Below are 25,304 nucleotides of genomic sequence, written 5' to 3'. Positions count from 1 at the left end.
CTGTGTATTATAGCAGGTAGACTTAATTTCTGATGTTGATTTAATAATATTTAAAATTTTGTTCAAGATAACTTAGCTCGGCAAGCAAAGGGTGCGAAAACTGCGAGTATTAGAGCCGTAACGAAAGGGCAGGGACGAGATATTGGTGCTGAAATTAAGCAAGAGGAGTCTTTTGATGCCCAACATCGGCTTTATAAAGGGGCGATTCCTTTAAATACAGCCGTTGCCTTTTTAGTATACAGAAATACGGCTGAAGAATTAAACCAAGCTTGCAACGCTCTTTCTAATAGTTTTGGAACTGCTAAAGTGATTCGTGAACGTAATATTGCTTGGGAAATTTGGTTGCAATGCCTTCCCATTACGTTTAAATGGTTGCTTCACAGTGGCTCATGGTTAAGCGAAAGACGTTTAACATTAGATACTGAAACGATAGCCGGAATTCTACCGTTAACGGTTCCCCGTGATATTGATCAAAAAGGAGTTGAATTATTAACTGAACGGGGCGGAAAACCGATTTTTATTGATTTGTTTTACAATCAAATTAGTCGGGCTTTAATTATGGGAGAATCGGGTTCTGGAAAAAGCGTTTTAGGATGGCGATTTGCCACAGAAGCTTTAGCAAATAATATTCCTGTTGTGGGGATGGATATTAGCAGTGGCGGTAACAGCACTTTCAAAACTGCTATTGAACTTTTAGGAGATCAAGGCGCTTATTATGATATCAGCGAAGGGTCAAGTAATTTATTAGAACCTCCTGATTTAAGAAAATTTCCTAAAGCTGAACGAGAACGGCGGATGGAATCTTGGAAAGAATTTATTCGTAAAGCATTAGTGGCGATCGCAATGGGAAAAATCCATAATCCCCACTTAGCACAACGAGTTGATTCTATTCTCTTACGAATGCTTGATTTCTACCTCAAAGATCCAGAAATTGTAGCTCGTTATAATCAAGCATTTGAAAACGGTTGGCAATCTTCCCAATGGCAACAAATGCCAACTTTCCAAGATTTATTGAGGTTTTGTAGCAAAGAAAGACTTAATCTCAAATCCTTTGAAGATCTTGACAAATTGGCAATTAATCAAATCCTAAGTCAAGGTAATGCGTTATTAACATCCCGTTTAGGGAAAGCCATTGGCAGACCCAGTACCTTTTCCCCAGAACCTGCGGTTAAGTTCTTCGCCCTATCGGGTTTATCAAATGAACAAGATGCTTATTTGATGGCAATTAATGCCCATACTGCCTGTATTCGGAACGCGCTTTCTCATCCAAAAAGTTTATTTTTAGGGGATGAATTGAGCGTGTTGTTAAAGAAAGATGGATTTGCATCTGTTGTGGGCGAACTTTGTGCAACGGGGCGAAAAGATGGCATAGCCGTTGTGCTATTAAGCCAAGATTTTGATGCAATTTGTGAGTGTTCAGCAGGTGCTCAAATTATGCAAAATATGGTCTACAAAATTACTGGAAGAATCACGAATACAGGCGTTGTCGCGGCTCAAAAGTATCTTGGTTATGACCCCCGACTCATCAGCCAAAATGCAACAGAAGCCTTCTTACCCAGAGTTTCTGACCTCTATTCCTGTTGGTTAGTTGAAAAAGGAGGTCGGTTTTGGCGAACTCGATTTTATCCGGCGGAGATGATGCTGGCTTCTGTTGCTAATAACTTACAGGAAAAAGAAGCTCGCGATCGCCTTTTCGCTCAGTACCCATCCACTCTCAAAGGGCGACTCCAAGCTTTAAAACAATTCACTCAAGATTATGTTGCAGCCCTCAAAGATGGAAAAGGTTTTGACTCCATCGGACGGAGTGATTCTGAAACAACTTCATCTCCATCTGCATCTACACCGGACACTACCCCTTCCAAAACACTTGTCACCTATCGGTAGGTAATGTTTATGAAATCTCAAATTCTATTGATTACAAAACCAGTAGCCGTAAAAACTGCAATTGTGCTGGGACTGAGTTTAAGTTTAATAAATTCAAACCAACTCACCTTGGCTCAAACGACTCCTCCTGTTGTAACACCCACCCAAACTTCTGTGGTTCAAACGTCATCAACTTCGGGTGATTTCTTCGCACCTATTGAAAACGTGATTAAGGAAGTTGATCAGTTTATTGGTGATGTGCGTGGCTTTGTACAAAACGACTTATTCGGCACACTAAATGAACTGCTTTCTTCGTCCTTGGGAGCGATTAAAATTCCCGATTTAAGTCAAATTAGTCGCGAAATTTTAAACGCGCCAACCTCCCGTTATGAAGGAACACAACTTTCAGATCAATTGGAGAACAAATTAGGCTCATCCGATAGCCAAGGTTCAACTGCAATTATGTCTGAACTTGATAGACAAGCTCAACGCAATACTGCGACAGGAATTGCAGATGGCTCCACCTTGAGTGAAGAGGCTCAAGCTCAAAGTCGCTCAGTTTTACAAGCCACAGAGCAAGATACAACCCAGAATGTTCAACTCGCTGAACAATCCCAAAGCCTTGATGTGAGCCAACATATTTTGCAAAACCTCTCTCAGCAAACAGCACTCAATGCTCATGTTAATGCTCGAGTTTTGCAAGAAGCTCAACAAGCTCGTACAGATCGGGCAATTAACAACGTTTTACTATCCCAAGCGGCTCAGGAAATATCTGCTATTAATACGAGCGATCGCCGAGGCAGCATTACATCCGGCAATCAAGCAAGCTCCCAAGCGGGAATGCTCATGTTGCCAGGAGGGGGTTATCTGGGACAAACAACCCACGAGAGCACGAATTAGATAGAGTGCAATAAGAGTGCGGAGTACAGGGTGCGGGGTGCGGTGTGGAGAGTGCGGTGTGCGTCAAGAGTGGGTTGTTTGCTGTCTAATTTTCGCTCTTCACCTGAGTCAACGAAAGGTCTTAAACCCTTATTCCACCGTTGGCGACGATGCTCCGCCCAGCCGAAGGCGATCGCAAACTGTCTGAAGTGTTGTTACTTGAATTGTTCTTATTAAACCCATACTCCGCACCCCACACTTTTATTGCACACAGCACCCCGCACTCTTATTGCACTCCGTACTCCGCACCCCGCACTCTCTCTTCTTGCACTCCGCACTCCGTACTCCGCACTTCGCACTTTCTTATCCGGTCAAACCCATGATGCAACTTTTAGGACAAATAACATCTCCCACCAGTGGTGGGGAAGGAGCAGCATTAGATATTGTTCGTGAATCGATCAATTTAGCTAGGGCCACTTCCGAATCCTGGGACAAAGTTTGGATTGGGACAATTGACCCTATTGCTTCAGGATTGTGGGTCGGTTTAGTATCCTTGGGAATTACCTTAGCCGCCATCAGTATTTTGTTCCTCACCCTTACCAGTGGCAAGGATATTATCGAAAAACAATCTTGGTCAGAACTAGCCTCATTGTTTGTTTGGCCCCTGGTCATCATGCTCTTTCTAGGCGCTAATGGTCGATTACTCGCCAATACCGTCATCGTTAGCCGCAGCTTTGCTTATCAACAAGTGCAAAGCGTTTTGGAAGCCCAATTAGGAGAACTCACTTTTAGAGATGCAATTACTAACGTTACCCTGAGCAGTATTGGTAAACAGCAGCTTGAAAATCTCTATAGTGAATGTCGAAACCAAGTCGGGGAAGAACTCGTAACCTGTTGGAATTCTAAACGCGAAGCGGCTCAAAAAATTGTTGATGAAGCTGAAAGACAAGCGGCTGGTTCTGTTCCTTTACAAGCATTGCGAACCTTTGGACAAATGCTTTGGAATCGTACCTTATTCGGTGCTGCTGAAGATGCCGTTACTTTCGTCACTGACCCGGGTTCCGTGTTTCGAGAAAAAGCCATACCCATTCTTCGTTTTATTTTGTACAGCATTCAATGGGCCTTCGTCAACGTTCTTGAAGCTGCTTTACTGCTGACTGGTTTGTTTGCACCGATCGCAATGGGGTTGTCTCTCCTGCCGCTGCAAGGTCGTCCGATTTGGGCTTGGGTAACAGGTTTTCTCAGCTTATTTGGTGTCCAGCTTGGTTACAACATTATCGTTGGACTGGCTGCCGTTGTTCTGGTCAACTCAGGAGCAGAACTGGCCAGTGATGTTGCTTTCCTCTTCTTCATCAGTATTTTTGCCCCTGCACTAGCTCTTCTCATCGCCGGAGGAGGGGGAATTGCTTTATACAACGGCATTGCGGGTCATGCTAAACAACTGGTCGATTTATTCAGCAATGCTCTTGGAGCCACAACTAATCTGATTATTTACAAAGGATTCAGATAATATGAAGCTTCAAAAATTAACACACCCTGCGCTACTTCCCGAAGCTAAAAATTGGCTTGCCTTGTGTTTTGTGATTTTAACATCTATCAATTTTTTCACGCTAATTCTGCATTTATTTATTGCCTCCCGCATGAATTCATTGGCTAGTTTAAGAACAACCCAAGTTCAACTAATCAATGGTCAAACTTATTATGTTTCTGAACGAGACCAACGGTTCCGCTATCCATCAGTTATTCAAAATTTCGTCAAGACTTGGGCTGAGTTAACCTTTAATTGGGATAGTAAACTTCCGGGTACGAATGAAACTGACTCAGGGATCAAAGTCAATTCAAAACGAGTTCCAACCAGTACCTACTTTGCTTCTTTATTAATGGAACCTGAATTTGGCAAGGCTTCTCTTGATAAAATTGCTGATTTGGTTCCAAGTACCGTTTTTTCGGGTCAAGTCCGCTCAACAATTATTATTTCGTTTCTTTCTGAACCCAGAGAAATTCGCCCTGGAGAATGGGAAATTGATATGATTGCCACTCGACTAATTGTTGATCGGAGTTTAGGAAAAGATGAAAGAATTCCGTTCAATCGAACCTTTAGAATTAAAGCCGTTGAGATTCAAACGGCGACATTAGGAGACCAAGCGTCCGCATTTGAGCAAAAAGTTTATGAAATCCGCTCTGCGGGGTTAGAAATTAATAAGATTACTGAATTCAATCTCCAATAAAGTGAGGTCAAAATCATGAGTAATAATGGTTTTCAACATCAACCTGATTTTAATTCTGAACCTGATACGATTGAAGAAGGATTAACTACGTCTAATTTGAAGCAGCAAAATTCCTCTAAAACATCGATCTCTAGCTTTTCAGAGACAATTGATGAACTTAGCCCTGATGAAGAAAGATTATTAGCGGGCTATGATCAAGATGCTTTAGAATTGTTAGCTTCTGAATACAGAATTAAACAGGATGATGAACAAGTAGAAAGTCGAGAAATTTCTCAAAAACCATCCGTTCGGATGTTTTCTGTTTTGACTGCTACAGGTTTTGTTTTAGGCGTTTTTGGCTTTTTATGGTTTGTCTTTTTTGCTCCTAAACCCGTTGCTCAACAACCGAAAACCTCAAAACCCGAAGTGACAACATTTTCCCCTAAAAATGAATCAGGCGAACTGAAAAGTCAATTGGCTTTTCAAGATCAGCAACGCACCCTAAACGCTCAATCTCCAACACCTAAAAAACCGCCTACTTCAAATGCAGCGCCACCTTCTAAACCCAAACCTACACCTGCATCTAATTCTGCAACCCCCCAACCTGTAAGACCTGTTCAAGCGACACCACCACCCAGACCCAGAACAGTACAAGTTGTTCCTCCCCCTGTACGGCCTGCACCTGCCCCCCGTCCTGCACCGACCGTAGCGTCTCGACCTTCAAATCCCCCATTAGAAGATCGAGACCCCTATCAACGCTGGGCGGAGTTAGCGTCTTTAGGACAAAGCCAAGCCGATGTTACAGACTATCCAGCTATCGCCCGCAATTCCATTACACCTCCACCTTTTGGGATGACAACGGCCGTAGCAGCGCCAACATCTATTCCTCAAACTGAACAATTTATGCAGATCAGTTCACCCACCATCCCTTCTCCCAAACAATCTGAACAACATCAAGAAATCAAAACGGTTGTTATTGGTAATCCTAGCCCAGAACGTTTAACTTCTGCTTCAAGGGTTGATGAAATGAGTGCCGGAGAAATTGGTATTCTTAACCGCACAACGCTTGACGAGAAAGGAACTGACTATACTTCTCCTAAACAGATTGCAATTGGTTCATCTGTTAAGGGAAAAGTGATTGTGCCGATGATTTGGGATGAAACCAACCAAAGCCCAACGGCGGGAAGATTTGCAGTAGAATTAACTGAGAATTTGTTAGCTAGTGATGGGGCGATCGCTTTACCCACAGGAACTATTTTAATTACCGAAGTTGATAATGTTACGCCTGGTAATCGCTTGGTTTCTCAAAGTGCTGTCGCAATAGTTTATCCCGATTCTACAGGCAATATTCAGCAGATGCCTATCCCTGAAGAAAGCTTACTGATTCGAGGTTCAAATAACAAACCGTTGATTGCTCAAGGATTATTTGATCGGGGTTCTGCAATTGCTAAAACCGATATTTTAGTTGGTGTATTAAGTAGTTTAGGACGGGTTGGACAAATTATTAATCAACCTACTCAACGCACATTAAGTCAACACAGTGGACTATTGGGAAGTAGCAGTGTGGAAACTCTTACCGGACGCGCTCAACCCAATATTTTAGCCGCCGCTTTGGAAGGTTTCTTTACACCTACGGCTCAACGTTTACGCGAACGCTCAGATCAAACTTTAGAAGAACTGATGAAGCGAGGTAATGTGGCAATTGTGCCAGAAGGAACGGAAGTTTCAATTTTTGTTAATGCTTTTATTACGGTCAATTAATCACTGAATTTAATTCGAGGTTATTGCATCATGAAAAAACTTCTTCAAAAGATGGGTCTAATTGTACTTTCTCCTGTTCTCTCAACAATTCTGATCACCAGTTTATCTTCCCAAAGTTCTGCTCAAAATCCAGCTTTACAACCGATGAGTCGGGATACGGCAACTCGTACAACCACCAATCTCCCAGTCTGGCCAGGTCGCTTTAGCGTGATTGACTTTAGCCAAACCGATGAAATTGTTACTTATATTCGATTAGCTGACCCTTCTAAAGCAGTTTTTAATACTGATATAGAATTAAAAAGTAATCAAGCTCGGATGGTATTAGTTCAACCCATTCAACCCTTAAATTTTCCAGGGGCAACTACTACTTCTATTACTAATCTTGTCATTAAAACTCGCTCTAGTCAAGGTATTGAACGCCTCTATTTGTTTAATATTATTCCCCATTCAGGACAGCCAATTAGTAATGGAATTGCGATGACTACGAGTACACTTGGGCAGGAATCGACAGTATTTGTAGATCGTCATCGTGTTGCTACACTCCAAGATATTGAACAAGGTTTAAAGATTGCTATTCAAAAAGGTTATACCCCTGCCACAGATCCGGTTGTTTTCAAAGTTCGAGAGTTTCTAACGTTGGTTAGAAATGGCATGGGAATTCCTGAAGCATCAGCCCAAACTCAACTGTCTATGCCGATTCTTATTTCCTTGGGAAAACTGGGGCTTGAGAAGCTATAAATTTGATAGAGCTACAATTACTGATTGTAATAAATGGGTAAATTCTTCTTATTCTCTCTAAACAAACCAGTTTTCAATGGTCAGTCCTTCAAAGTCGGCAAAGTCTGAAACATTACGAGTCACCAGAATCAAATGATTGACTTTAGCGATCGCTGCGATCTGCCCATCCGGGTATGACGGCATTCGACCCAAAGCAGTCAGTCTAGCCCGTTCCACCGCAAACCATCCGGCGGCAGCATGACAGTACGGCAAGATGATCATTTTTTCTTGGATCACCTGGGTTAAGTAATCAGATAAATTCTTTTTTCGCCGAGACTCCGGCAATCGATATAACCCATAAAGAAGTTCATGCCATGTCACCGATGCGATCGCCGATTCTTCAAGATTCTGTCGAAAATGTTCCAGAAAAATATCATTAGGCTGTAGTTTGATACTTTCGGAAATGATGTTAGTATCCAGGAGAAATTTCACGCTCATCACCAGCAAGGTTTTTCGGGAGTCGGGGTGCAGTCCCGAACATCAGCAAAGATTTCATCACTATCCAAATCAATTCCTTCTGAAACGATTTTGGAGCGAAAAGCATCGAAAGCCTCTAAAACACCCTCAGATTTAGCCGAAATAATTTTAGCAATCGGTTGGTCTGCTTGAAAAATCACAAAACTTTCTCCAGCTTTAGCCCGTTGAAGATAGTTGATCAAATCTTGAGTAATTTCTTCTAGGGTAATTTTATTCATGGGTTAATCTCCCGACAAAATTGTACGACTGGTCTAGTCTAGTTATATCTTAAATCAAAGCCAAATAGCCCGCAGGCAAAAGGTTCACTCAACAAGAAAATAGAAAATTGAGCACTATGGGGAGGAGGTACTAACGAGGCTTAAACAGTTCCCATAAGCCAACGGTGCCAACGAAAAAAGTATAAGCACCATATTGAATAGGCTGGTGTTTGAAAGCAGGTGCATAAGTAGCCGCTTCGGACTGCCTCAATTGAATGAATGGTGATCGCAAAATGCCCCAACCAAAGAATTGGCATAACTCATTGGGAATTGCGATAGAGTATTTCACAGCTAACGCTGAATCCAATTAGTAGTCAACAAAAACCTAATCGTTATGACACAAAATTGGGTTCAACCATCTTTTCAACTCACCTCTCAACAAGATCAAGCTTTAAAACAAATTGAGCAATTTCTCAACAGTCCTCAACAAATATTTGGATTATTTGGATATGCAGGCACAGGAAAATCAACGATTATTAATTTAATTGCTCAACAGCTTGTCAATACAGGAAAACGAGTTGCATTTACCGCTCCTACAAATAAAGCTGTGGGAGTTTTGCAACGCATGGCAACTGAGAAAAAAGTTAGAGGAGTAGATTTTATGACAATTCATCAACTCTTAGGATTAGCTCCTGTTAAACAAGGACAACATAAAATCCTCAAACAAGTTTTACCTTCATTACTGCATTTATACGATACAATTTTTCTGGATGAATGCAGTATGGTGACAACCGAATTGTGGAATATTATTCAACACCGAATCCAGAATACTTTACTTATTGGTAAAAATCGCCAACTCATAGTCATGGGAGATCCCGCTCAATTATCCCCAGTTAACGAGGATAACCATGAACGAAGATCACCATCTTTTAACGTAGAAAATAAAGTTGTTTTAACCGAAGTTGTTCGCCAAGGAAAAGATAGTCCTCTCCTAGAATTTGTAACCGCTTGTCGAACTGCTGTTAAAAGCAAAACCGTTTTCCAACCCTTCTCCAAATTTGACTTAGATCGCAAAAATGGAGCCTTCATGGTTCGAGAAGAAAGGTTTCTCAAATATGCACTAAAAAAATTCTCTGCAACCTTTCCTTCAGATCCAGATTGCTTCCGAATTCTCTGCTACACTAATAAACGAGTTGCTTACTGGAACCATAAAATTCGAGCCAAACTCTACGGAAAAAATGCACCTAGATTTGTGGTGGGAGAAAGACTCATTAGTAAAGCTCCTGTGATTGCTCCTGACAAAAAAACCGTTATTCTTCCTACCTCAACAGAAGTAGAAGTGATGGAAGTGGCAGAAGATCGCTATTCTGGTTATAAAGCTTGGAAACTGAAGGTTAAAATCGAGAATAATGGGAGTTTTTATGCTTCCGAAGATTTGCGTCAAATCTATCTTCTTCATGAAGACGATGCTCAAAAGTTTCACAAAGATAATATCAAATTATTACGAAACGCTAAAACTAATCCTAGCCTTTGGAAATCTTGGTATAATCATTGTGAAATCTTTGCGGATCTGCGAAATTGTTGGGCTTTAACTGTTCATAACGCTCAAGGCTCTACTTTCCGAGAAGTCGGAATTGATAGCAATGACATCTCCAAAAAAGTTGCGACCAAGTTTTTGTATTTAGCCCAACATCTTCCTAAGCAAAAACTTGAATTTATGAGGGACTATCGCAACAGTGTGTTAGCGTGTAACCAACTTTATTATGTCAGTTGTAGCCGAGCTAAAAATCGAGTTTTCATTATTCGCTAATTAGAAGTCAACTACCCAATAGTTTGCAACCAACCAAGCACCCAGTCCTGAACCAATCCAACCCAATAAAGCCATTGCAATCAATGCCATGATTGCTTGACCTAACCCTCCCAACGACCCCGCTTCAGATGGGCCTGTTTGACGCTCATGAAGCTCGAAGTTGTAGTTGCACAAATACATCGCAGCGATCGCCATCAGCACAAACCCAACGATTCCACCGACCGGAATCAACAGTAGCCTCCAAGTCAACCCAAATCGCGCAACAGCACCCCAGAGAATCAAAAGGGTTGGACTCAGCAATATTATCAAACCCACCATCCAAGGCAATAAAACTCCAATAAAAGCAAGGATAGAGTCAGCCCCGACCGTAACCACCCACTTCCAGGCCGGATGCACAACTGGGGCTGTGTCAATCTTTGAGTTAGGACGATCTCCTATTGTTTCTAGTGTTTCGGGGCTAGAATCAAACTTACCAAACCAGCCTCCGGTGTCCCCTCCAGCCCATCCTTCAACGCCAAACGTCTTACGACATAACGCTTTGAATTCTGGAGCTACACTGATGTCTTGATTTAAGTAGCCTTCGGGGTGAAAAATTCTGCCGATATATCGACCCTTAAGCCGAACTTGTCCCACCACATAAATTCCTCCCCCGACTGAATACACAGCCTTGGCCGGATCTCGCGAATAAAACGCCACATATCCACCGTCTGCACCCTTGTACTGATTGACGGTCGGTAAAATTCGCGGCTCAACTCCCTGCCCCTCACCCCTTGAAGTGCCAAATATACCCTGATTATCCATAAAGATGGGGAAATCTTCTGGTAGCCAGTAGGGAATGAGATCCGATTGCGATGGTTTTTCTGGGATTAAGCTAGGAATCATCGCATCAGGCTGCGGTAGGGGATTGGCGGTTTGTGAAGGTACTTTGGAGCGTGTCCCCATTTCTACAAACTGACTCCCACTCATGAACAAACTCCCATCTTCTTGTACAAGAAGGGTTTCAGTGAAGGGATCAGTTATCCAAGCCAGCAAAACCGAGCGACCATCGGGTAAGATGGTGTACTGACCTCGGCGATCTGTGCTTAACAATCGATAAGAGCCATCGACTTCAAATAAATAACAGTATTTGTCCCTGTGCAGCCAGATTGAGCGGATCAGTTTCTCCCGCAGACTGTTTTCTGGCTCTGTTATGAATGAATGTGAGGAATTGCTAGGCATAGACGACTTGCGCTTTTTTCTCCTCAAATCTAGCTCAAACTCAATTCACGGTATTCTAAAATGTTTTTGAATCGATAACGTTTCTTCCTCATAGCCATTAAAAATCATTATCCTAATGCTTCTTTATCTAGGATTTATCAAGAATTCATCAGAAGGCACTTAGGCTCAGAATGGCTAACCGTTTTAAGATTAAAAACAACAGAATTTGAAGAAAAATTTAGGATTGAAGATCCTTTAGAAGCAGAAATTCTTCAAGTTCAATCTCTTTTAGAGTTAGCTTTACAACAAGCAGGGTTATAAAAAATAATAATAATGCCTCAGTTTGTAAGCAGCTATCGCTGCTAGGTTTTGATCAATATATTAATGGGAAAAATGCCAACTAAAACCCGACGTTCGGCAACTCAAAGCCGAATTAAAAAGACCAAATCCTCTGACCTTCAAACTGTTCCTTCTAAAACCTCCAAAATTTTAACAGAAGAAAAAAGCCAAGTTGTTAACACCTCTAAAACTTCCCCATCTTCCTCAACTTCAGATGCTACTCTGCAACTGCTTTGCACACAAAATGATTTAGCAACTCACCTCGAACTGGTTAGCCATGCTGTTCCTGCTAAACCAACCCATCCCATATTAGGTAATGTTCTGTTAGCAGCTTGCTCTAAAACTCAGCGTGTTTACTTAAGCGTATTTAATCTGAGTTTAGCCATTCAAACTTCCTTTGAAGCTAAGGTTAACACTCCAGGGGAAACGACAATTCCCGCCGAACTTTTAAGTGAAATTGTCCGTAAGTTTTCTTCCGGTGATCTCCAATTAAGTAACTCAATCTCCTTGAACGCTGAAAATAACCAAGATCACCCTTTAAGTACAGTTAAACCCGAACAAAATCCAATTTTAACTTTAGTTTCCGCCAGTGGACGTTACCAAGTTCGAGGTTTATCAAGCGATGAATTCCCCTCAATTCCTGAAGTCAACCCTTGCCAAAATCTGGCTATGGCTGCGGAAGCTCTAAAAAGTGGTATTAAAGGAGCATTATTTGCAACAGCGACCGATGAAACGAAGCAGATATTAACCGGAGTTCATCTAAAAATTAACTCTAATACCTTAGAATTAGCTGCAACGGACGGTCATCGGTTAGCTGTGGTAGAAACCTCCATTCAAGGGTTCAAGAAAAAGAAAGAAACGGAGAATACAGAACCTTTGCAATTTACCCTTCCCGCTAAATCTCTATTGGAATTAGAGCGAATTTTAGCGAGTCGGACTTCTGCTGAACCTGTACAACTATCTTATAATCTGACCACGGGTTATGTAGAATTTTCTTGGGGCGTGCAACGGCTAATCACTCGTTGTTTAGAAGGAGAATATCCCGCCTACCAAGAGCTATTAAACCACGAGTTCAAACATCAAGTTTACCTGGAAAAATTACCTTTTGTGAAAGCACTGGAACGGCTCTCGGTCTTGGCGGATAAAAAAGAAAAAATCATCAACATTGACTTTAGCCCTGAAAACCAGCAAGTTTCCTTATCCTTATTAAGGGAGTTTGGGAATGGCAGAGAAGAACTGACAGCAATTATCAACTTTAGTCATTCTTTTTCCATTTCTTTCAATATTAAGTATTTGTTGGAAGGGATTAAAGCGATCGCTAGTTCTGAAATTTCAATTCACCTCATTGATAGTGCTCATCCGGCTATCTTAAAACCCTTTGGTAATCGAGAACAACCCCATCTTTTAATCGATAGCCAATACTTGTTAATGCCTGTTGTCAAATCATAACTTTTCTTGTCATTATGTACACTCCATTTCCTCAGAAATATCGTCCCCGTACCCTATCTCAATTAACCGGACAGGAGTACATTCAAAGAACCCTTTCTAACGCCATTCAAGCGAACAAAATTGCTCCTGCTTATTTGTTTACAGGAGAACGGGGGACTGGAAAAACTTCAACAGCCCGAATTTTAGCAAAGTCCTTAAATTGCACCGCTACCGACCAACCCACTGTTACTCCCTGCGGTCAATGTCAGTCCTGTCATTCTATCGAAAAAGGAAGCAGTTTAGATGTCATGGAAATTGATGCAGCTTCCCACAACGGAGTTGAAGACGCTCGGAATTTGATTGAACGAGTCCACTTTGCTCCAGCCATCGGTCGTTACCGAATTTTTGTTTTAGACGAAGTTCATTGTCTCAGTTCCCAAGCCTTTAACGCCCTTCTCAAGTGTCTTGAAGAACCACCCGCTCATGTTGTCTTCATTCTCTGCACAACAGAAGCACATAAAGTGCTACCTACTATTGTCAGCCGATGTCAAGTGTTTCGGTTTCAGCCGCTTTCTGTTGCTGCGATTGTTCAGCATTTAACCATTATTGCCGAAAAAGAAGCTATTTCTATTACCTCATCGGGTAAAATTGCGATCGCTCGCGCCTGTGGGGGTGGACTGCGAGACGCCTTGCAATTACTGGGTCAGTTAAGCTTGTTGGGAGAAGAAATTACCCATTCTCAGGTTCTAGCACTATCGGGTCGCGTTTCAGAGTCCGACTTAGTAACAATACTGCACTCCATTAACACTGGAGACACCCTGAAGCTGCTACAACTGTCTCGTGAACTCCTTGATAGTGGAAAAACACCCCTGACTCTGCTAACCTGCTTACTGAGTTGTTATCGAGACTTGTTGCTAGTCGCCAACGTCCCTGACTGTTCATCCTTACTCACCAGTGGTGTTTCCTATTCAAAACTCAAGGCGATCGCAAAAACTTGGAGTCAATCTTCAATTCATCAAGGTTTTGAACAGTTAAGCACTTCAGAATGGCAGCTTAATAAAAGTGTGCAACCGAGTTTATGGCTAGAAGTTTGTTTACTGGGATTAATTCCTAAATCTGCTAAAAATAAACCCCGTAATCATCAAACTCATAAGCGAAATTCAACCTCTGTTTCCTCCTCAAAACCCATTGATCTAAAAAACACCATTTGGGAAACCGTGCTGTCAAAAGCATCTGAAAAGAATCGAGTTTTCCTGTCGGTTGCTTTCCTTGCGGAACTAACCGAGCAAAAAGCCATCTTAGCTGTACCTTCCCCATATCTTAACAAATTTAACCGCAATATTCGGAAGGTACAAAAACTATTTTTGACAGCAACAGGAATTAACTATCAAGTCTTAATTCAGGAGGGAAATCAATGATTAGCTTGTTAGTTGGCGATGATCGGTATGCAATTTCCAAAAAACTCTTGGCTTTCAAAAAAAGCCTTAACCCCGCTTGGCTTAGTTTCAACTATCATCGCTTTCATGCTTCTGCTGTAGATGAAGCCATTTATTGCGCTTTAACTCCGGCTTTTGGTTCGGTTAAAGCTAAATTAGTAATTGTGGAGGACTGCAACTTTAAACAGTTTGATCAAGCCGTGATGGATATTCTTCAATTGCTCCCAAAAGTTCCCCAATCAACTGATTTGATTTTTGTAGCTTCCAGCATTGACAAACGATTGAAAGTCTCAAAATTTCTACTCTCCCAAAGCCAACTGTTTGAATTCAATTTGATTGCGCCTTGGCGAATTGATCTTATTGCCCAATATATCCGTACCCAAAGCCTTCGCATCGGTTTATCATTGGATCAAAATAGTAGAGAATATTTAGCTGATGCTATTGGCAATGATTCAGCCCGAATTGAATCTGAACTGCAACTTCTAGCTCTCTACAGTAATGGCGCAAAGCTGAGTTTAAAACAAGTGCGTTCTCTTATCCCTTCTACCACCCAAAATAGCCTGCAATTAGCTAAAGCAATTCGAGAAAATAATGCCCAAAAAGCGGTTGATTTACTCCAAGAACTCTTGACAAAAGAAACATTTCCTGTTGCGATTTGTGCGACTCTTATTACCCAATTTAGAACTTGGCTATGGGTCAAAGCAACAATTGTTAAGGGGGTTAAATCTGATTCGGAAATTGCCAAGATTTGCCAAATTGCTAATTTTAAACGAGTCTATTTTCTTAAACAAGAGGTACAAACGATTCCTTTGCAATCTTTAGTAAAGGCTGTATCTTTGTTACTGGATTTAGAAATAGCTTTAAAACAGGGAAAACGAAACTTGCTGCTGTCTTCTATTCTGGCAATTACCCAACTTTTTGCAAGCCAACCTGTTAAAACAGCAGCTAAATCGTTTGAATGATTAATAGTCCCTTTATCAATCTCAGGATTTTGTTAGCTAAGAACTAACAAAACTCTGGGATTATTTTTTTTATTAATATCAAATTTAATAGAACTTGAAAGTTGATTGCTCAAACATCAACTGGAAACGGATTGAGCAAAATTATGCTCTGGGGGATAGTGCTTGATCAAGATTCTCTCCACCTCATTACTGATTTTGCGGTCATCTTTTTGTGCCGCTTGTTTGATTCGTTCCAGCAAATCTTCATCTAAAGATAAGGTAATTCGTTTTCTTGCCATTGCATCCTCCTTGCGAATCCTCTGTTACTATATTGCACTTTCTGAGGCATTTTCGCGACATTTCCTGTAGAGACGCGCCATGGCACGTCTCTAACCGTAACGATCACCCTAATTCGCCTAAAAGTATGATCTTTATGAAACGTATGATTATTATGCTATCTTAAGGAGAGACTGGCAGCAAGCTCAATCCCAGATAAACGTCAGGGCGATATCATGAATACAAGCCAAACGCAATCGCTGAAAAGCTTTGAGGTGATTGAGTACGTTCCGCTTAATCACCTCAAACCCCATCCCCGCAATGAGGCGATTTACGGTCGCAACGAGAATCTGACGGACTTGATGGAGGCGATCGCCCTCAAAGGTTATGTCCGTCCGTTACTGATCAAAACCGATGGGACGATTATTAGCGGTCATCGGCGTTGGCGAACCTTGCTGGCATTGGGGTGGGAAAAAGCTCCGGTTCAAGTCTGTCACTTTGAAAGCGAAGACGAGGAACTATTCGTCTTGATTGCAGAAAACCGTCAGCGACAACAGACAACGGTGCAGAAAATTCGAGAAGGTATGATTGTAGAACCCCTCGCCCGCAAACTCAGAAATTGTTAAGCTGTTAAGCATCTAAATAGGGTATAATGAAAAACTAAGTTTAGAAAAATCAATAAAAATATGCCTGCTAAAAATCACTTAAATGAAAAGCAAGTAGAGAAACTACAGAAAAGATTGAAAGAGGAAGAAAATGGACAAATTAGAGAAAGAATCTTGATTCTACTATTGCTAAATGATGGTAAAAAACAAAGTGAAATTGCCAATTTTTTGGGATGTTCAATAAATAAAGTATGTTATTGGTGTGTACATGGAGATCCGGACAAGTTAGAAAGCCTAAAAGATGAAAGAATGAAAGGAAATTATAGAAAAGCCACAGATAAATATATAGAGATATTATTAGAAACTGTAGAAAAAGAACCGGAAGAATTAGGATATGAATTTGGGAGATGGACAGGAGAAAGATTGGCAACTTATTTAGAACAAATCACAGAAATAAAATTAAGTGGTTCACAAGTGAGAAGGATATTAAAGAAAAAAAAGTATGTTTACTTGTGGGCAAAGTATAGCTTGGAAGAGAAAAGAGATCCAGAAAAAAGGAAATTATTTAAAAATAAAATAGAAGAGTATTTAAAAATAACAAAAGAAAGTCCAGAACAATTACAGGTATGGTTTTGGGATGAAAGTGGATTTAATTTAAGAGTAATAAAAAGAAAGAACTGGTGTAAAAAAGGAAAGAGGAGAAAGATTAGAGGAGACAGAAGAAAAGGAAAAGTTAATGTTATGGGAGGATTGAGGTACTCGGACAAAAAAAGATTTGTAGAATTTCTGGATAAAGGGAATGCAAATAATTTTTATCAAGTGTTAAAAAGTTTTTATCAAGAGCTAATTCATGAGTGGGTATTAGCGGGAAATCAAGCAGAAGAATTTGTAGAAAAAGGAGCCAAGATTGTCATTATTCTTGATAATGCAAGTTTTCACAAAAAAGAAGAATACCTAGAAAAAATCAAAGCAGAAATGCCGAATATCTATTTAGAATTTCTTCCAGAATATAGTCCAGATTATAATTTAATTGAATTGGTCTGGCATTCAGCTAAAGAATATATTGCTAATCGACTCTTTAAATCAGTTGATGAGCTAGAGTGTTTATTGCATCAGCTTTTAAATGAGGGACAGTTATCTATTAAATGGGGACGTAAACTTAAAAACAAAGGTAATGCTATAATCACAGTTTAAATGCACAACAGCTTACGCTTTTCAAACTACGCCACGCACTTCCGACTCAGAAATGACAGTTTCATCCCAGAATCCTCAACACCCTTCAATGGAAAATTTTCCATTGGGGAGGTTTAATCTGAATTTGAATGGAAAACAAATGCAACTAACTGAGAATATTGTGGCAGCTATTGTTGGGTTAGGTTGTGGCAGAACTTACCGAAAAGGGCGTGTGGCGATTCAATCGGCGGATCTCCTCCACATCGATGAACCCAAACTCGCAGAGGTTTGGCTGGAGATGATGAATCAGCAAAGTATTGATGCGGGGTATCAGTTGGCGANCTTTTTTCTTTGTAATATTCTCCTGACTTGAGAGCCACTCAACTTAATTCCTGTTGCTTGCTCTAAATATGTTGCTAATCTATTTCCTGTCCATCTCCCAAATTCATATCCGTATTCTGATGGTTCTTTTTCTACTACTTTTAGTAACATTTCTTCATATTCAGCCGTAGCTTTCCGAAAGTTTCCTTGGCTTCTTCCATCTATAAAACTCTCCATTTTATCGGGATCACCATGAACAGCCCAGTACGCTACTGTCGGATAGGAAATTTCTAAAAAATTGGCTATCTTTTGATAGGTTTTTCCCTCATTCATTAATAATAAAATTAAAATCCTTTCTCTAATTTGAGCATTTTGATTTTCTTTCATTTCTTTAAGTAATCTTTCTTTTTGCTCTTTAGACAGATGATTTTTGGCTGGCATTGGGGGTTATATCCCTAAAAATACTTAATCTTCTATTATACAATCAAGCTGCGTAGCAGCTTACCAGAGGAGAAACGGAAAATGATTCTTGATGCGATCGCCACAGGTGCAGCAAAAACCCCCAAACAAGCTAAAATTTTGCTCAAAGAACAGACAATTTTTAACCCCATTGATATGAAGGCAGAACCCGATTCGCAATCCCCAACTTCCGCAGAAAATCAATCCCTAACAGACGAACCAGATGATATTAAAACAACTCAACAAGAATTTACTCCCGCCATTGGAACTTGGGTGATCATTAAAATTCCTTTAGTACCCAAAGAGAGAATTCCTCAACGGAAATGGAATGGATTTTGGGGTCGAATTACAGCCGTAGGAATGACCGTCAAGGTTGATATGGGAAGCGAGATTTTATCGCTACTTTTATCCGATGTCGAAGTGATTGAAAATCCCCAGCCAGATTTTTGCCAAGTTGCAGAGCGAATTCTCAGATTGCAACGCTTTGATACTGTGCATGAGTTTGGAAAAATGATCTTAAACCGAATACAAAAACGGTTATCCTGGAATGCAGCCACTTTAACTTATCTTGATGCAGTCGAACAAATTGAATTAGCGCATCGAGCTATTGAACAAGCTTTTTAGATATAATAAAAGGCAAAAGCAAGCTAATCTATAGACTAATTTCTCTATTCTTCGAGCATTCTTTCCATCATCCAACCTACAATATCTGCAATTAAATTGGGTTGACTTGGTGAAAAAGTTTGCAACGGAATATCCACTTTTTCTGATACTACACAAATCGCGCCATCAAATTTGCTCAATGCTGTCAAAAAAGGAAGGCTAAATCCTGTGGGTGTGGCTGTGAGTGCTGTGGAATCGTAGCAGATGAAAAAGAGGGGATTTTTGCTATTGCGATGCAGGGAATTCCAATAAAGTTTGAGTTTTTGCATTGTTTCTGGATACCCATTCTGCCACTCTGGACATTTTTGATTTAGCATCAGGTCGTAAATTTCTGGAGCGGGATTTTCGGGGTCGATGAATTGGTGTGTGTCGATGCAAATTAGCTTTACTTTGCTGCATAATTCGGGTTGATTGTTAATAGCTTCGGCAAGGACTTGAGGTAAGTTTGCTATGTTGAGATTTTCTGTTGCGGTGTTGGTAAGGGTGTCTTGATGCCAAGATTGGTAGAAGTCGGGGTAGGTTAGATTTTGGGCGTAGTGCCAAATTAATTCGTAGCAGTAATCATCAATTTCCTGAGATTTATTGAAATTGGCTTTTAAGGTTTTGATGACGGCAAACTGCTTGTCTTTTTGGATTTTCTTCAAACTTTCTGTTATTTCCTCATGAGTTTCATAATCAAAATAATCAAAAATATCGGGTGAACTGAGGCATTGCACCAAAGTATCTATTGCATTTTGATTACCTGGATCGATTTCTCTTAAGATTTTTGCTAATTTACAACGGTCATATTCATCAAGTTTAGATGAATTAAGTAGTTCCATTAAAGTGTCAATAGCTTTTTGATTGCCTGGATCAATTTTCCCTAAGCTTTCTGCTACTCGCCTACGAGTCTGATTATCAAGATGGGGGAAATTGAGTAGTTCCATTAAAGTATCTCTAGCTTTTTGATTGCCTGGGTCAATTTTCCCTAAGCTTTCTGCTACTCGCCTACGGGTATCATCATCAAGATGGGGGAAATTGAGTAGTTCCATTAAAGTATCAACAGCTTTTTGATTGCCAAAACCAAATTTCTCAAAGTTTACTACCACTCGCCAATGGATGTAATTACTAATATGGGATGAGTGAAGCAATAGTACCAAAGAATCGATGGCATTTTGATTACCTGGATCAATTTCTCTTAATTTTTCTGCTAGTCTGCAACGGTTATTATCATCAAGTTTGGGTGAATTTAGCACTTCCACCAAAAAATCGATAAGCTGCTACGCAGCTTGATTTAATAAATAGCATTTCCTTTGTTTTTAATTTTGCGAGACCAATTAATGATTAAATCTCCTTCGTTTAACAATTTATTCAATAATTCTTCTAACTGCTCTACTGATTCAAATAGCCGATGAGCAATATATTCTTTAGCTGAGTGCCAAACCAATTCAATTAAATTAAAGTCAGGGCTGTAAGGGGGCAAAAACTCTAACCTAATATTCGGCATTTCTGCTTCTATTCTCTCTAAAATCTCTTTCTTTTTATGAAAACTAGCATTGTCTAAAATTATTACTAATTTAGGCCCAGTTTCTAAAAATTCTTCGGCTAATTTTCCCGACTCTATCCATTCTTCAACAATCCAATTATGTAAAGCTTTGATTTGTTGATAAAAGGTCTCCGATTCTCCTTTCTTAATCACAAAATTTATTCTTTTTTTATCGCTATACCTTAACCCTCCCATTAGATTTACTCTTCCTTTCCTTCTTTGTCCTGTTACTTTTTTTCGGCTTCCCTTTTTCCCCCAGGTTTTTCTTCTTATTACTCTCAAACTAAATCCTACTTCATCCCAAAACCATACTTGCAAGCGTTCAGGTGATTCTTTTTCTATTTTTAAATACTCTAACAATTTCTCTTTAAATGCTTTCCTGTGTACCGGATTTTGTTTGTCCTCTAAGCTGTACTTTGCCCAAAGGTAAACGTACTTTTTTCTTTGTAATATTCTCCTGACTTGAGAGCCACTCAACTTAATTCCTGTTGCTTGCTCTAAATATGTTGCTAATCTATTTCCTGTCCATCTCCCAAATTCATATCCGTATTCTGATGGTTCTTTTTCTACTACTTTTAGTAACATTTCTTCATATTCAGCCGTAGCTTTCCGAAAGTTTCCTTGGCTTCTTCCATCTATAAAACTCTCCATTTTATCGGGATCACCATGAACAGCCCAGTACGCTACTGTCGGATAGGAAATTTCTAAAAAATTGGCTATCTTTTGATAGGTTTTTCCCTCATTCATTAATAATAAAATTAAAATCCTTTCTCTAATTTGAGCATTTTGATTTTCTTTCATTTCTTTAAGTAATCTTTCTTTTTGCTCTTTAGACAGATGATTTTTGGCTGGCATTGGGGGTTATATCCCTAAAAATACTTAATCTTCTATTATACAATCAAGCTGCGTAGCAGCTTAGCTGTTTTATTGCCTGGGTCAATTTTTCCTAAGTTTTCTGCGACTTGCCAACGGGTATCATCATCAAGTTTAGGTGAATTTAGCAATTGCATCAAAGCATTGATCGCTTTTTGATTTTGATTGCCTTGAGATATTTGTCCTAAGCTTTCTAGAACTAGCCAAAGGGTATCATCATCAAGTTCGGATGAATTTAGCACTTCCACCAAAGAGTCGATGGCTGTTTTATTGCCTGGATCAATTTCTTTTAAGCTTTCTGCAATTTGCCAACGGATATCATCATCAAGTTCGGGTGAGATGAACAGTTCGACTAAAGCATCAATTACTTTTTGATTCCCTTGAGCAATTTGCCCTAAGCTTACTACTCCTTGCCAAAGGATGTCATCATCAAGTTCGGGTGAGTTGAGCAGTTGCACCAAAGTATGAATAGCTATTTGATTACCTGGGTCTATTGTTCCTAAACTTTCTGCCACTTGCCAACGAGTTAAATTAACTTGCCAAGGGGTTAAGTTAGAAAGATGCAGTGAGTTGAGAAGTTGCACCAAAGCATTGATCGCTTTTGGGTGCTGAGTCTGCTCTAATGCTTGCCTAGCTTCATTAATAATTAAATAGAAAAAATTTACCCTCTTTTTTTTTTTATTATCAAAATCATTAAATGACCACTTAAAAATTTGCACAATCACTTCATCTACTTTGGAATAATCTTTAAATTCGGCAATTCCTTCGGAAGCTAAAAAGTAGGCTCGATATTCATAAAAGCCTCTATCTACTTTATCTTGCTTGCCCCATTCTCCACATCCATCCTCAAAATTAACCAAAGCATCAATAAATTCCTCTTTCTGTTTTCCTTCTATCTTCCTTCGCCCCAACCACAGCAAAATTACCTCTTTCCACTGCCTCTCAAAAATGCGGTAACTGCAAGAAGAAACAGGGGGAATTTGATGATTTAAGAAAAAGTGCCAATCCTCAATTGCACAAGCAGCGAAATATTCTTGAAACGTCGGATGGAAGAAAGCGTAAACAGGCTTTTTCGTGCGGGTATCCCTGTCAACTAAAACCAACCATCCCAATTCATCTGCTAAATTAAACCACTCTTCCTCCATCTGCTCAACGGCAAAATCTTGCTCAATCCGAAACCGATTAACGCTTTCCATTGCCGCTAAAGCCAACTTTGCCAAAGCTTGTTGAATCTGTTTTTTATCCGGCTCTTCTAATACCCTCTGATGCTTCTTCTCGAATTCCTCTTGTTTCCACTCAAAAAAATAAGTGGTAAACTGCTCGTAAAGTGCCGCCTTCGTTTCGGGCAATTCCGGTTTGGGTACGCACCAAGACTGACACAACATCGACAACCGCAGGGGATTGCATACCATTCTCCTAATGTTCTCTTTTTCCGGTGATTTTAACTCTTGCTGCAAGCGTTTGCCCTGTTCTAGCCAAAAAGTTTCATTGCCAGAATTGCGCCGTTTTTCATCCTGACTTGCCTCTTCAAACCACTGACGAATAAACTCATCCACATCATCGGGTTCAAATTCCAAAGTTTTATAAGTATCAAAATTTGTCAGGGTATTGCTAATCGTGGCATCCCAAACATTCAAACGGCAAGTTAGCACCACCCGCGCCTTACCCACCCAGTCTGTCAGTTGTTCCCGAATTCTCGCTAACGCCTCGATAGGGGAAGCAGCCGCCATTTCATCCACCCCATCCAACAGCAACCACACTTTACCTTCAGCGAAAAGTTGCTTGAGTGCTTTTCTAATTTCTGGGGTGACATTTTCTGCTTCAACATCGATAAATTGCAGCGCTTTTGAAAGCCAATTATTGAGTAAATAATCGGCAATTGTGCTATCCCGTAAATCTGCCAATCGAATACAAATCGGAAAATTCGGGGAATTTTTTGACAAACGTTCCGCCAGTTCTCCTAACAGCGTAGTTTTCCCCGCACCTGGTTCGCCAATAATGGCGATATGCTTACGTTTTTCGGTGTGATTTTCGGCAATAACTTTCTGGAAAAAAGCATCATCTTTATAAGTTTGGACGATTTGCAGTTCTGGTTCTTTCTGCGGTGGCGAGTCTTCCCCTGTGGGGTTTCTTCTGGGATTTGGTGTTTTGGGACGTTCCATTAATCCCAAGGGAACGTAAATATTTAATTCATATTGTTGTGCTGTTGCTTGGCGACGGAGTTGTTGAGTTGCTACAACTTTGTCGCAGATATCGCGCCATTTAACTTCGATATTCTCGGTGAGATTCGACTTTGCCCCGTTCTCAAAGGACGGATGCAGTCAGAAATTGTTAGTCTGGTTCTCGATATTACCTTGATTGATAACTCCCTTTTCTTGCAACTTCGACCAGTTCAGGTTTTGGATGGATGGTTGTTGGGACTGGAGCTTGTTCATTTCCGCTTGGATATATTCGGCAAGTCTGGGATTTGGATCTGCCTGTGCTGCTGCTAGCAATTGGATTAATATTTGTTTGAATTCGTCATTTCGAGCAGCTACTGATTGCACTTCCAGCATTGCTTGACCGTAATCTAAAGGTTGCTCAGGCGCAAGTTCAATCGCACTCGCCGTATCTGGAGACTCGTGTTTGAGCAATGACCAAAATTTTTCAACCCATTGAGTCACCGCATCTCCAAGGTTTTCTCCAATTTTTTCCCAAGCTTTTGTTGCCAGTACGGTTGCGAGCGCGGTTGCTACAGTAGTAGGTTCCATTTGTAAGTTCGAGCGAGAATTGATTACTTATTTCAGAGCATAGCAAGACCTGTCAGGGGTTACAACCCCTAGCTAATATTTCAGTCCGCGTTCTTCAGATTCTCAAACATCTTAGCCAAATTGCTCTTAACTAATCCCCAACCTCAATGGAAAATTTTCCATCAGTGAAAGATCAATCGTCTCGTTTCCCAATAATTCCCCCAGTGGAAAAAACTCGTTTGGAACGTCCTGTCTGATGAGCGATCGCATCTAAAGGATCTGAGCCGTAATTGCGGTTTGTCCCCGATGCGTCTGGCGATTGCGGGGGAACATTTCCCCCCGGATCGGGTAACGGTAACATCCGTTCAGCCTCCTCAATACGCTCGTATAATGCGGCGGTAAGTCCCTCAAGATTAGTCAGTTTAACCCGACTTTCCAAACGAGGTCTAACTTGTTCATCCCACAACGCCTCACTTTCATCTTTGCGCTTCAAATCCGCTTTAGGAATGGGGATTGTCAGTGCGTAAGGAATCGACCCTTCGCCACCGGAACTGTAACCGGGATTGGTAATCACACATCGTCCTTGGGGAAATCGCAAAATTTCGTCAATGGAAAATAAAGGCATTTTTTGCAGAGATTCGTTCCAACTAATCGAGCGATTACTGGCAGATTGACCGCCAAAAGAGCGACTGGTAGACTTACTTTTGATCAAAATTTCTTGATCACCATAACGCTCTGAATATTTTTTTGCCGTGTCCGTATTCCCAGGGTTAAATAGAATGTGGGTGCTGCACGCAGAAGCGATCGCCGCTCCCATTTTCTCCCCATACCCTTCATAAAGTTGTTCCAAACTTTGAATTCCTAACAGAAAACAAGCTCCATTAGAACGATATTCATTAATCCATTGTGGCATCCGTTCTAATCGAATTGATGGAAATTCATCTAATGAAATAATCAACGGATCTTTTCGGGGACGACTTAAATTAGAAACCACCAACAAGTGAATCGCCGCCGCCAACAAAGGCCCAACAACAGAGCGTCGCTCATCATCAAGTTTAAAAATAATCATTTGACGACCTTCAAGCCGAGTCGGAATATCCGATTTCCCCAAAAAAGCTCGCAGTAAATCAGCTTGAATAAAATTACTAAACGTTCCGGCAGCGGTTGTTAGAATTCCTGAGATGGTTTTTTCAGCATCTTTCGCGCTCAAAAATTGATTAAAACTCGTAGCTACCCACTCATCAATTTGCCGAGATTGAATCGCATAATCAAGCCGTTTCACTAAATTCGGCAACCTCAAAATTGCATACAGCATTGCCATATCAGGATACTTTGAACCTTTCACTAATTGCAGTAAAGCTTTAGCTA

General features: G+C 40.5%; 23 protein-coding genes. 13 read left to right on the top strand and 10 right to left on the bottom strand.

The window, feature by feature from the left end; translation table 11 throughout:
* Window positions 1-306: 306 nt before the first annotated feature.
* The 6 genes from PL11201_RS16370 (at window position 307) to PL11201_RS16345 (ending at window position 7,448) form a co-directional block, all read left to right on the top strand.
* The gene (locus PL11201_RS16370) at window positions 307-1,884 is read left to right on the top strand and encodes a hypothetical protein (protein ID WP_234996730.1); all 1,578 of its coding nucleotides are present in this window, start codon (window positions 307-309) and stop codon (window positions 1,882-1,884) included.
* Between the two features lie 9 nt (window positions 1,885-1,893).
* Window positions 1,894-2,763: a hypothetical protein gene (locus PL11201_RS16365; RefSeq protein WP_079679994.1), complete on the top strand. Its 870-nt coding sequence runs from the start codon at window positions 1,894-1,896 to the stop codon at window positions 2,761-2,763.
* A 358-nt stretch (window positions 2,764-3,121) separates the two neighbouring features.
* Window positions 3,122-4,252 carry a hypothetical protein gene (locus PL11201_RS16360; RefSeq protein ID WP_079679993.1) on the top strand — a complete coding sequence of 377 codons (1,131 nt, stop codon included), beginning with the start codon at window positions 3,122-3,124 and terminating at the stop codon, window positions 4,250-4,252.
* A 1-nt stretch (window position 4,253) separates the two neighbouring features.
* A complete protein-coding gene (locus tag PL11201_RS16355) occupies window positions 4,254-4,970 on the top strand; it encodes a hypothetical protein (RefSeq protein ID WP_079679992.1) in 717 nt (238 codons plus the stop codon).
* Between the two features lie 15 nt (window positions 4,971-4,985).
* Window positions 4,986-6,710 (top strand): TrbI/VirB10 family protein, encoded by a 1,725-nt coding sequence (locus PL11201_RS16350; RefSeq protein WP_079679991.1) that lies wholly within the window; start codon window positions 4,986-4,988, stop codon window positions 6,708-6,710.
* Window positions 6,711-6,740: 30 nt separating this feature from the next.
* Window positions 6,741-7,448, top strand: a complete 708-nt coding sequence (locus PL11201_RS16345; RefSeq protein ID WP_079679990.1) for a hypothetical protein — start codon at window positions 6,741-6,743, stop codon at window positions 7,446-7,448.
* 57 nt (window positions 7,449-7,505) lie between these two features.
* Here PL11201_RS16345 and PL11201_RS16340 read toward each other — a convergent pair whose 3' ends face one another.
* Window positions 7,506-7,925 carry a type II toxin-antitoxin system VapC family toxin gene (locus PL11201_RS16340; RefSeq protein WP_079679989.1) on the bottom strand — a complete coding sequence of 140 codons (420 nt, stop codon included), beginning with the start codon at window positions 7,923-7,925 and terminating at the stop codon, window positions 7,506-7,508.
* Window positions 7,925-8,182 carry a type II toxin-antitoxin system Phd/YefM family antitoxin gene (locus PL11201_RS16335; protein WP_042158411.1) on the bottom strand — a complete coding sequence of 86 codons (258 nt, stop codon included), beginning with the start codon at window positions 8,180-8,182 and terminating at the stop codon, window positions 7,925-7,927. The genes PL11201_RS16340 and PL11201_RS16335 overlap by 1 nt, the downstream gene beginning before the upstream one ends.
* A gap of 373 nt (window positions 8,183-8,555) precedes the next feature.
* Here PL11201_RS16335 and PL11201_RS16330 point away from each other — a divergent pair, with 373 nt between their 5' ends.
* A complete protein-coding gene (locus PL11201_RS16330; protein ID WP_079679988.1) occupies window positions 8,556-9,971 on the top strand; it encodes an ATP-dependent DNA helicase in 1,416 nt (471 codons plus the stop codon).
* Here the strand turns inward: PL11201_RS16330 and PL11201_RS26850 are convergent, their stop codons facing one another.
* Window positions 9,972-11,060, bottom strand: coding sequence for an energy-coupling factor transporter transmembrane component T family protein (locus tag PL11201_RS26850; protein WP_200816794.1), 1,089 nt, complete (start codon window positions 11,058-11,060; stop codon window positions 9,972-9,974).
* A 501-nt stretch (window positions 11,061-11,561) separates the two neighbouring features.
* Here PL11201_RS26850 and dnaN point away from each other — a divergent pair.
* From dnaN to holA, 3 genes are read left to right on the top strand one after another with little or no spacing between them, the layout of a single operon-like run.
* A complete protein-coding gene (gene dnaN / locus PL11201_RS16320) occupies window positions 11,562-12,956 on the top strand; it encodes a DNA polymerase III subunit beta (protein WP_079680107.1) in 1,395 nt (464 codons plus the stop codon).
* A gap of 14 nt (window positions 12,957-12,970) precedes the next feature.
* Window positions 12,971-14,353 (top strand): DNA polymerase III subunit gamma/tau, encoded by a 1,383-nt coding sequence (gene dnaX, locus PL11201_RS16315; protein WP_079679987.1) that lies wholly within the window; start codon window positions 12,971-12,973, stop codon window positions 14,351-14,353.
* Complete coding sequence (gene holA / locus PL11201_RS16310) at window positions 14,350-15,333, top strand: DNA polymerase III subunit delta (protein ID WP_079679986.1); 984 nt, start codon at window positions 14,350-14,352, stop codon at window positions 15,331-15,333. The genes dnaX and holA overlap by 4 nt, the downstream gene beginning before the upstream one ends.
* A gap of 116 nt (window positions 15,334-15,449) precedes the next feature.
* Here holA and PL11201_RS26515 read toward each other — a convergent pair whose 3' ends face one another.
* The gene (locus tag PL11201_RS26515; RefSeq protein WP_158442920.1) at window positions 15,450-15,611 is read right to left on the bottom strand and encodes a DUF6364 family protein; all 162 of its coding nucleotides are present in this window, start codon (window positions 15,609-15,611) and stop codon (window positions 15,450-15,452) included.
* A 213-nt stretch (window positions 15,612-15,824) separates the two neighbouring features.
* Here PL11201_RS26515 and PL11201_RS16305 point away from each other — a divergent pair, with 213 nt between their 5' ends.
* The gene (locus PL11201_RS16305; protein WP_079679985.1) at window positions 15,825-16,214 is read left to right on the top strand and encodes a ParB/RepB/Spo0J family partition protein; all 390 of its coding nucleotides are present in this window, start codon (window positions 15,825-15,827) and stop codon (window positions 16,212-16,214) included.
* A 60-nt stretch (window positions 16,215-16,274) separates the two neighbouring features.
* Window positions 16,275-17,387 carry an IS630 family transposase gene (locus tag PL11201_RS16300; protein ID WP_079678737.1) on the top strand — a complete coding sequence of 371 codons (1,113 nt, stop codon included), beginning with the start codon at window positions 16,275-16,277 and terminating at the stop codon, window positions 17,385-17,387.
* A 309-nt stretch (window positions 17,388-17,696) separates the two neighbouring features.
* On the opposite strand, the gene PL11201_RS16290 is transcribed toward PL11201_RS16300, so the two are convergent.
* Window positions 17,697-18,128 carry a helix-turn-helix domain-containing protein gene (locus PL11201_RS16290; protein ID WP_234996729.1) on the bottom strand — a complete coding sequence of 144 codons (432 nt, stop codon included), beginning with the start codon at window positions 18,126-18,128 and terminating at the stop codon, window positions 17,697-17,699.
* Between the two features lie 81 nt (window positions 18,129-18,209).
* On the opposite strand from PL11201_RS16290, the gene PL11201_RS27105 reads away from it, so the two are divergent.
* Window positions 18,210-18,770 carry a hypothetical protein gene (locus PL11201_RS27105; protein WP_234996728.1) on the top strand — a complete coding sequence of 187 codons (561 nt, stop codon included), beginning with the start codon at window positions 18,210-18,212 and terminating at the stop codon, window positions 18,768-18,770.
* Window positions 18,771-18,814: 44 nt separating this feature from the next.
* Here PL11201_RS27105 and PL11201_RS16280 read toward each other — a convergent pair whose 3' ends face one another.
* The 5 genes from PL11201_RS16280 to PL11201_RS16260 all read right to left on the bottom strand — a co-directional run bounded on the left by PL11201_RS16280 (window position 18,815) and on the right by PL11201_RS16260 (window position 25,281).
* A complete protein-coding gene (locus PL11201_RS16280) occupies window positions 18,815-20,044 on the bottom strand; it encodes a HEAT repeat domain-containing protein (RefSeq protein WP_144017787.1) in 1,230 nt (409 codons plus the stop codon).
* A gap of 38 nt (window positions 20,045-20,082) precedes the next feature.
* Window positions 20,083-21,189, bottom strand: a complete 1,107-nt coding sequence (locus PL11201_RS16275; RefSeq protein WP_079678947.1) for an IS630 family transposase — start codon at window positions 21,187-21,189, stop codon at window positions 20,083-20,085.
* A 35-nt stretch (window positions 21,190-21,224) separates the two neighbouring features.
* Window positions 21,225-23,369 carry an NACHT domain-containing protein gene (locus PL11201_RS16270; protein WP_079679982.1) on the bottom strand — a complete coding sequence of 715 codons (2,145 nt, stop codon included), beginning with the start codon at window positions 23,367-23,369 and terminating at the stop codon, window positions 21,225-21,227.
* A gap of 159 nt (window positions 23,370-23,528) precedes the next feature.
* On the bottom strand, window positions 23,529-23,957 hold the full coding sequence (locus tag PL11201_RS16265) for a hypothetical protein (RefSeq protein ID WP_079679981.1): 429 nt from the start codon (window positions 23,955-23,957) through the stop codon (window positions 23,529-23,531).
* A 172-nt stretch (window positions 23,958-24,129) separates the two neighbouring features.
* Window positions 24,130-25,281 (bottom strand): type IV secretory system conjugative DNA transfer family protein, encoded by a 1,152-nt coding sequence (locus PL11201_RS16260; protein WP_234996727.1) that lies wholly within the window; start codon window positions 25,279-25,281, stop codon window positions 24,130-24,132.
* Window positions 25,282-25,304 lie beyond the last annotated feature (23 nt).

The sequence above is a fragment of the Planktothrix sp. PCC 11201 genome, from assembly GCF_900009135.1.
In the GTDB taxonomy this organism is placed as follows: domain Bacteria; phylum Cyanobacteriota; class Cyanobacteriia; order Cyanobacteriales; family Microcoleaceae; genus Planktothrix.
Note: the sequence above shows the minus strand (reverse complement) of the source record. Positions and strands in the feature narration are given on the sequence as shown.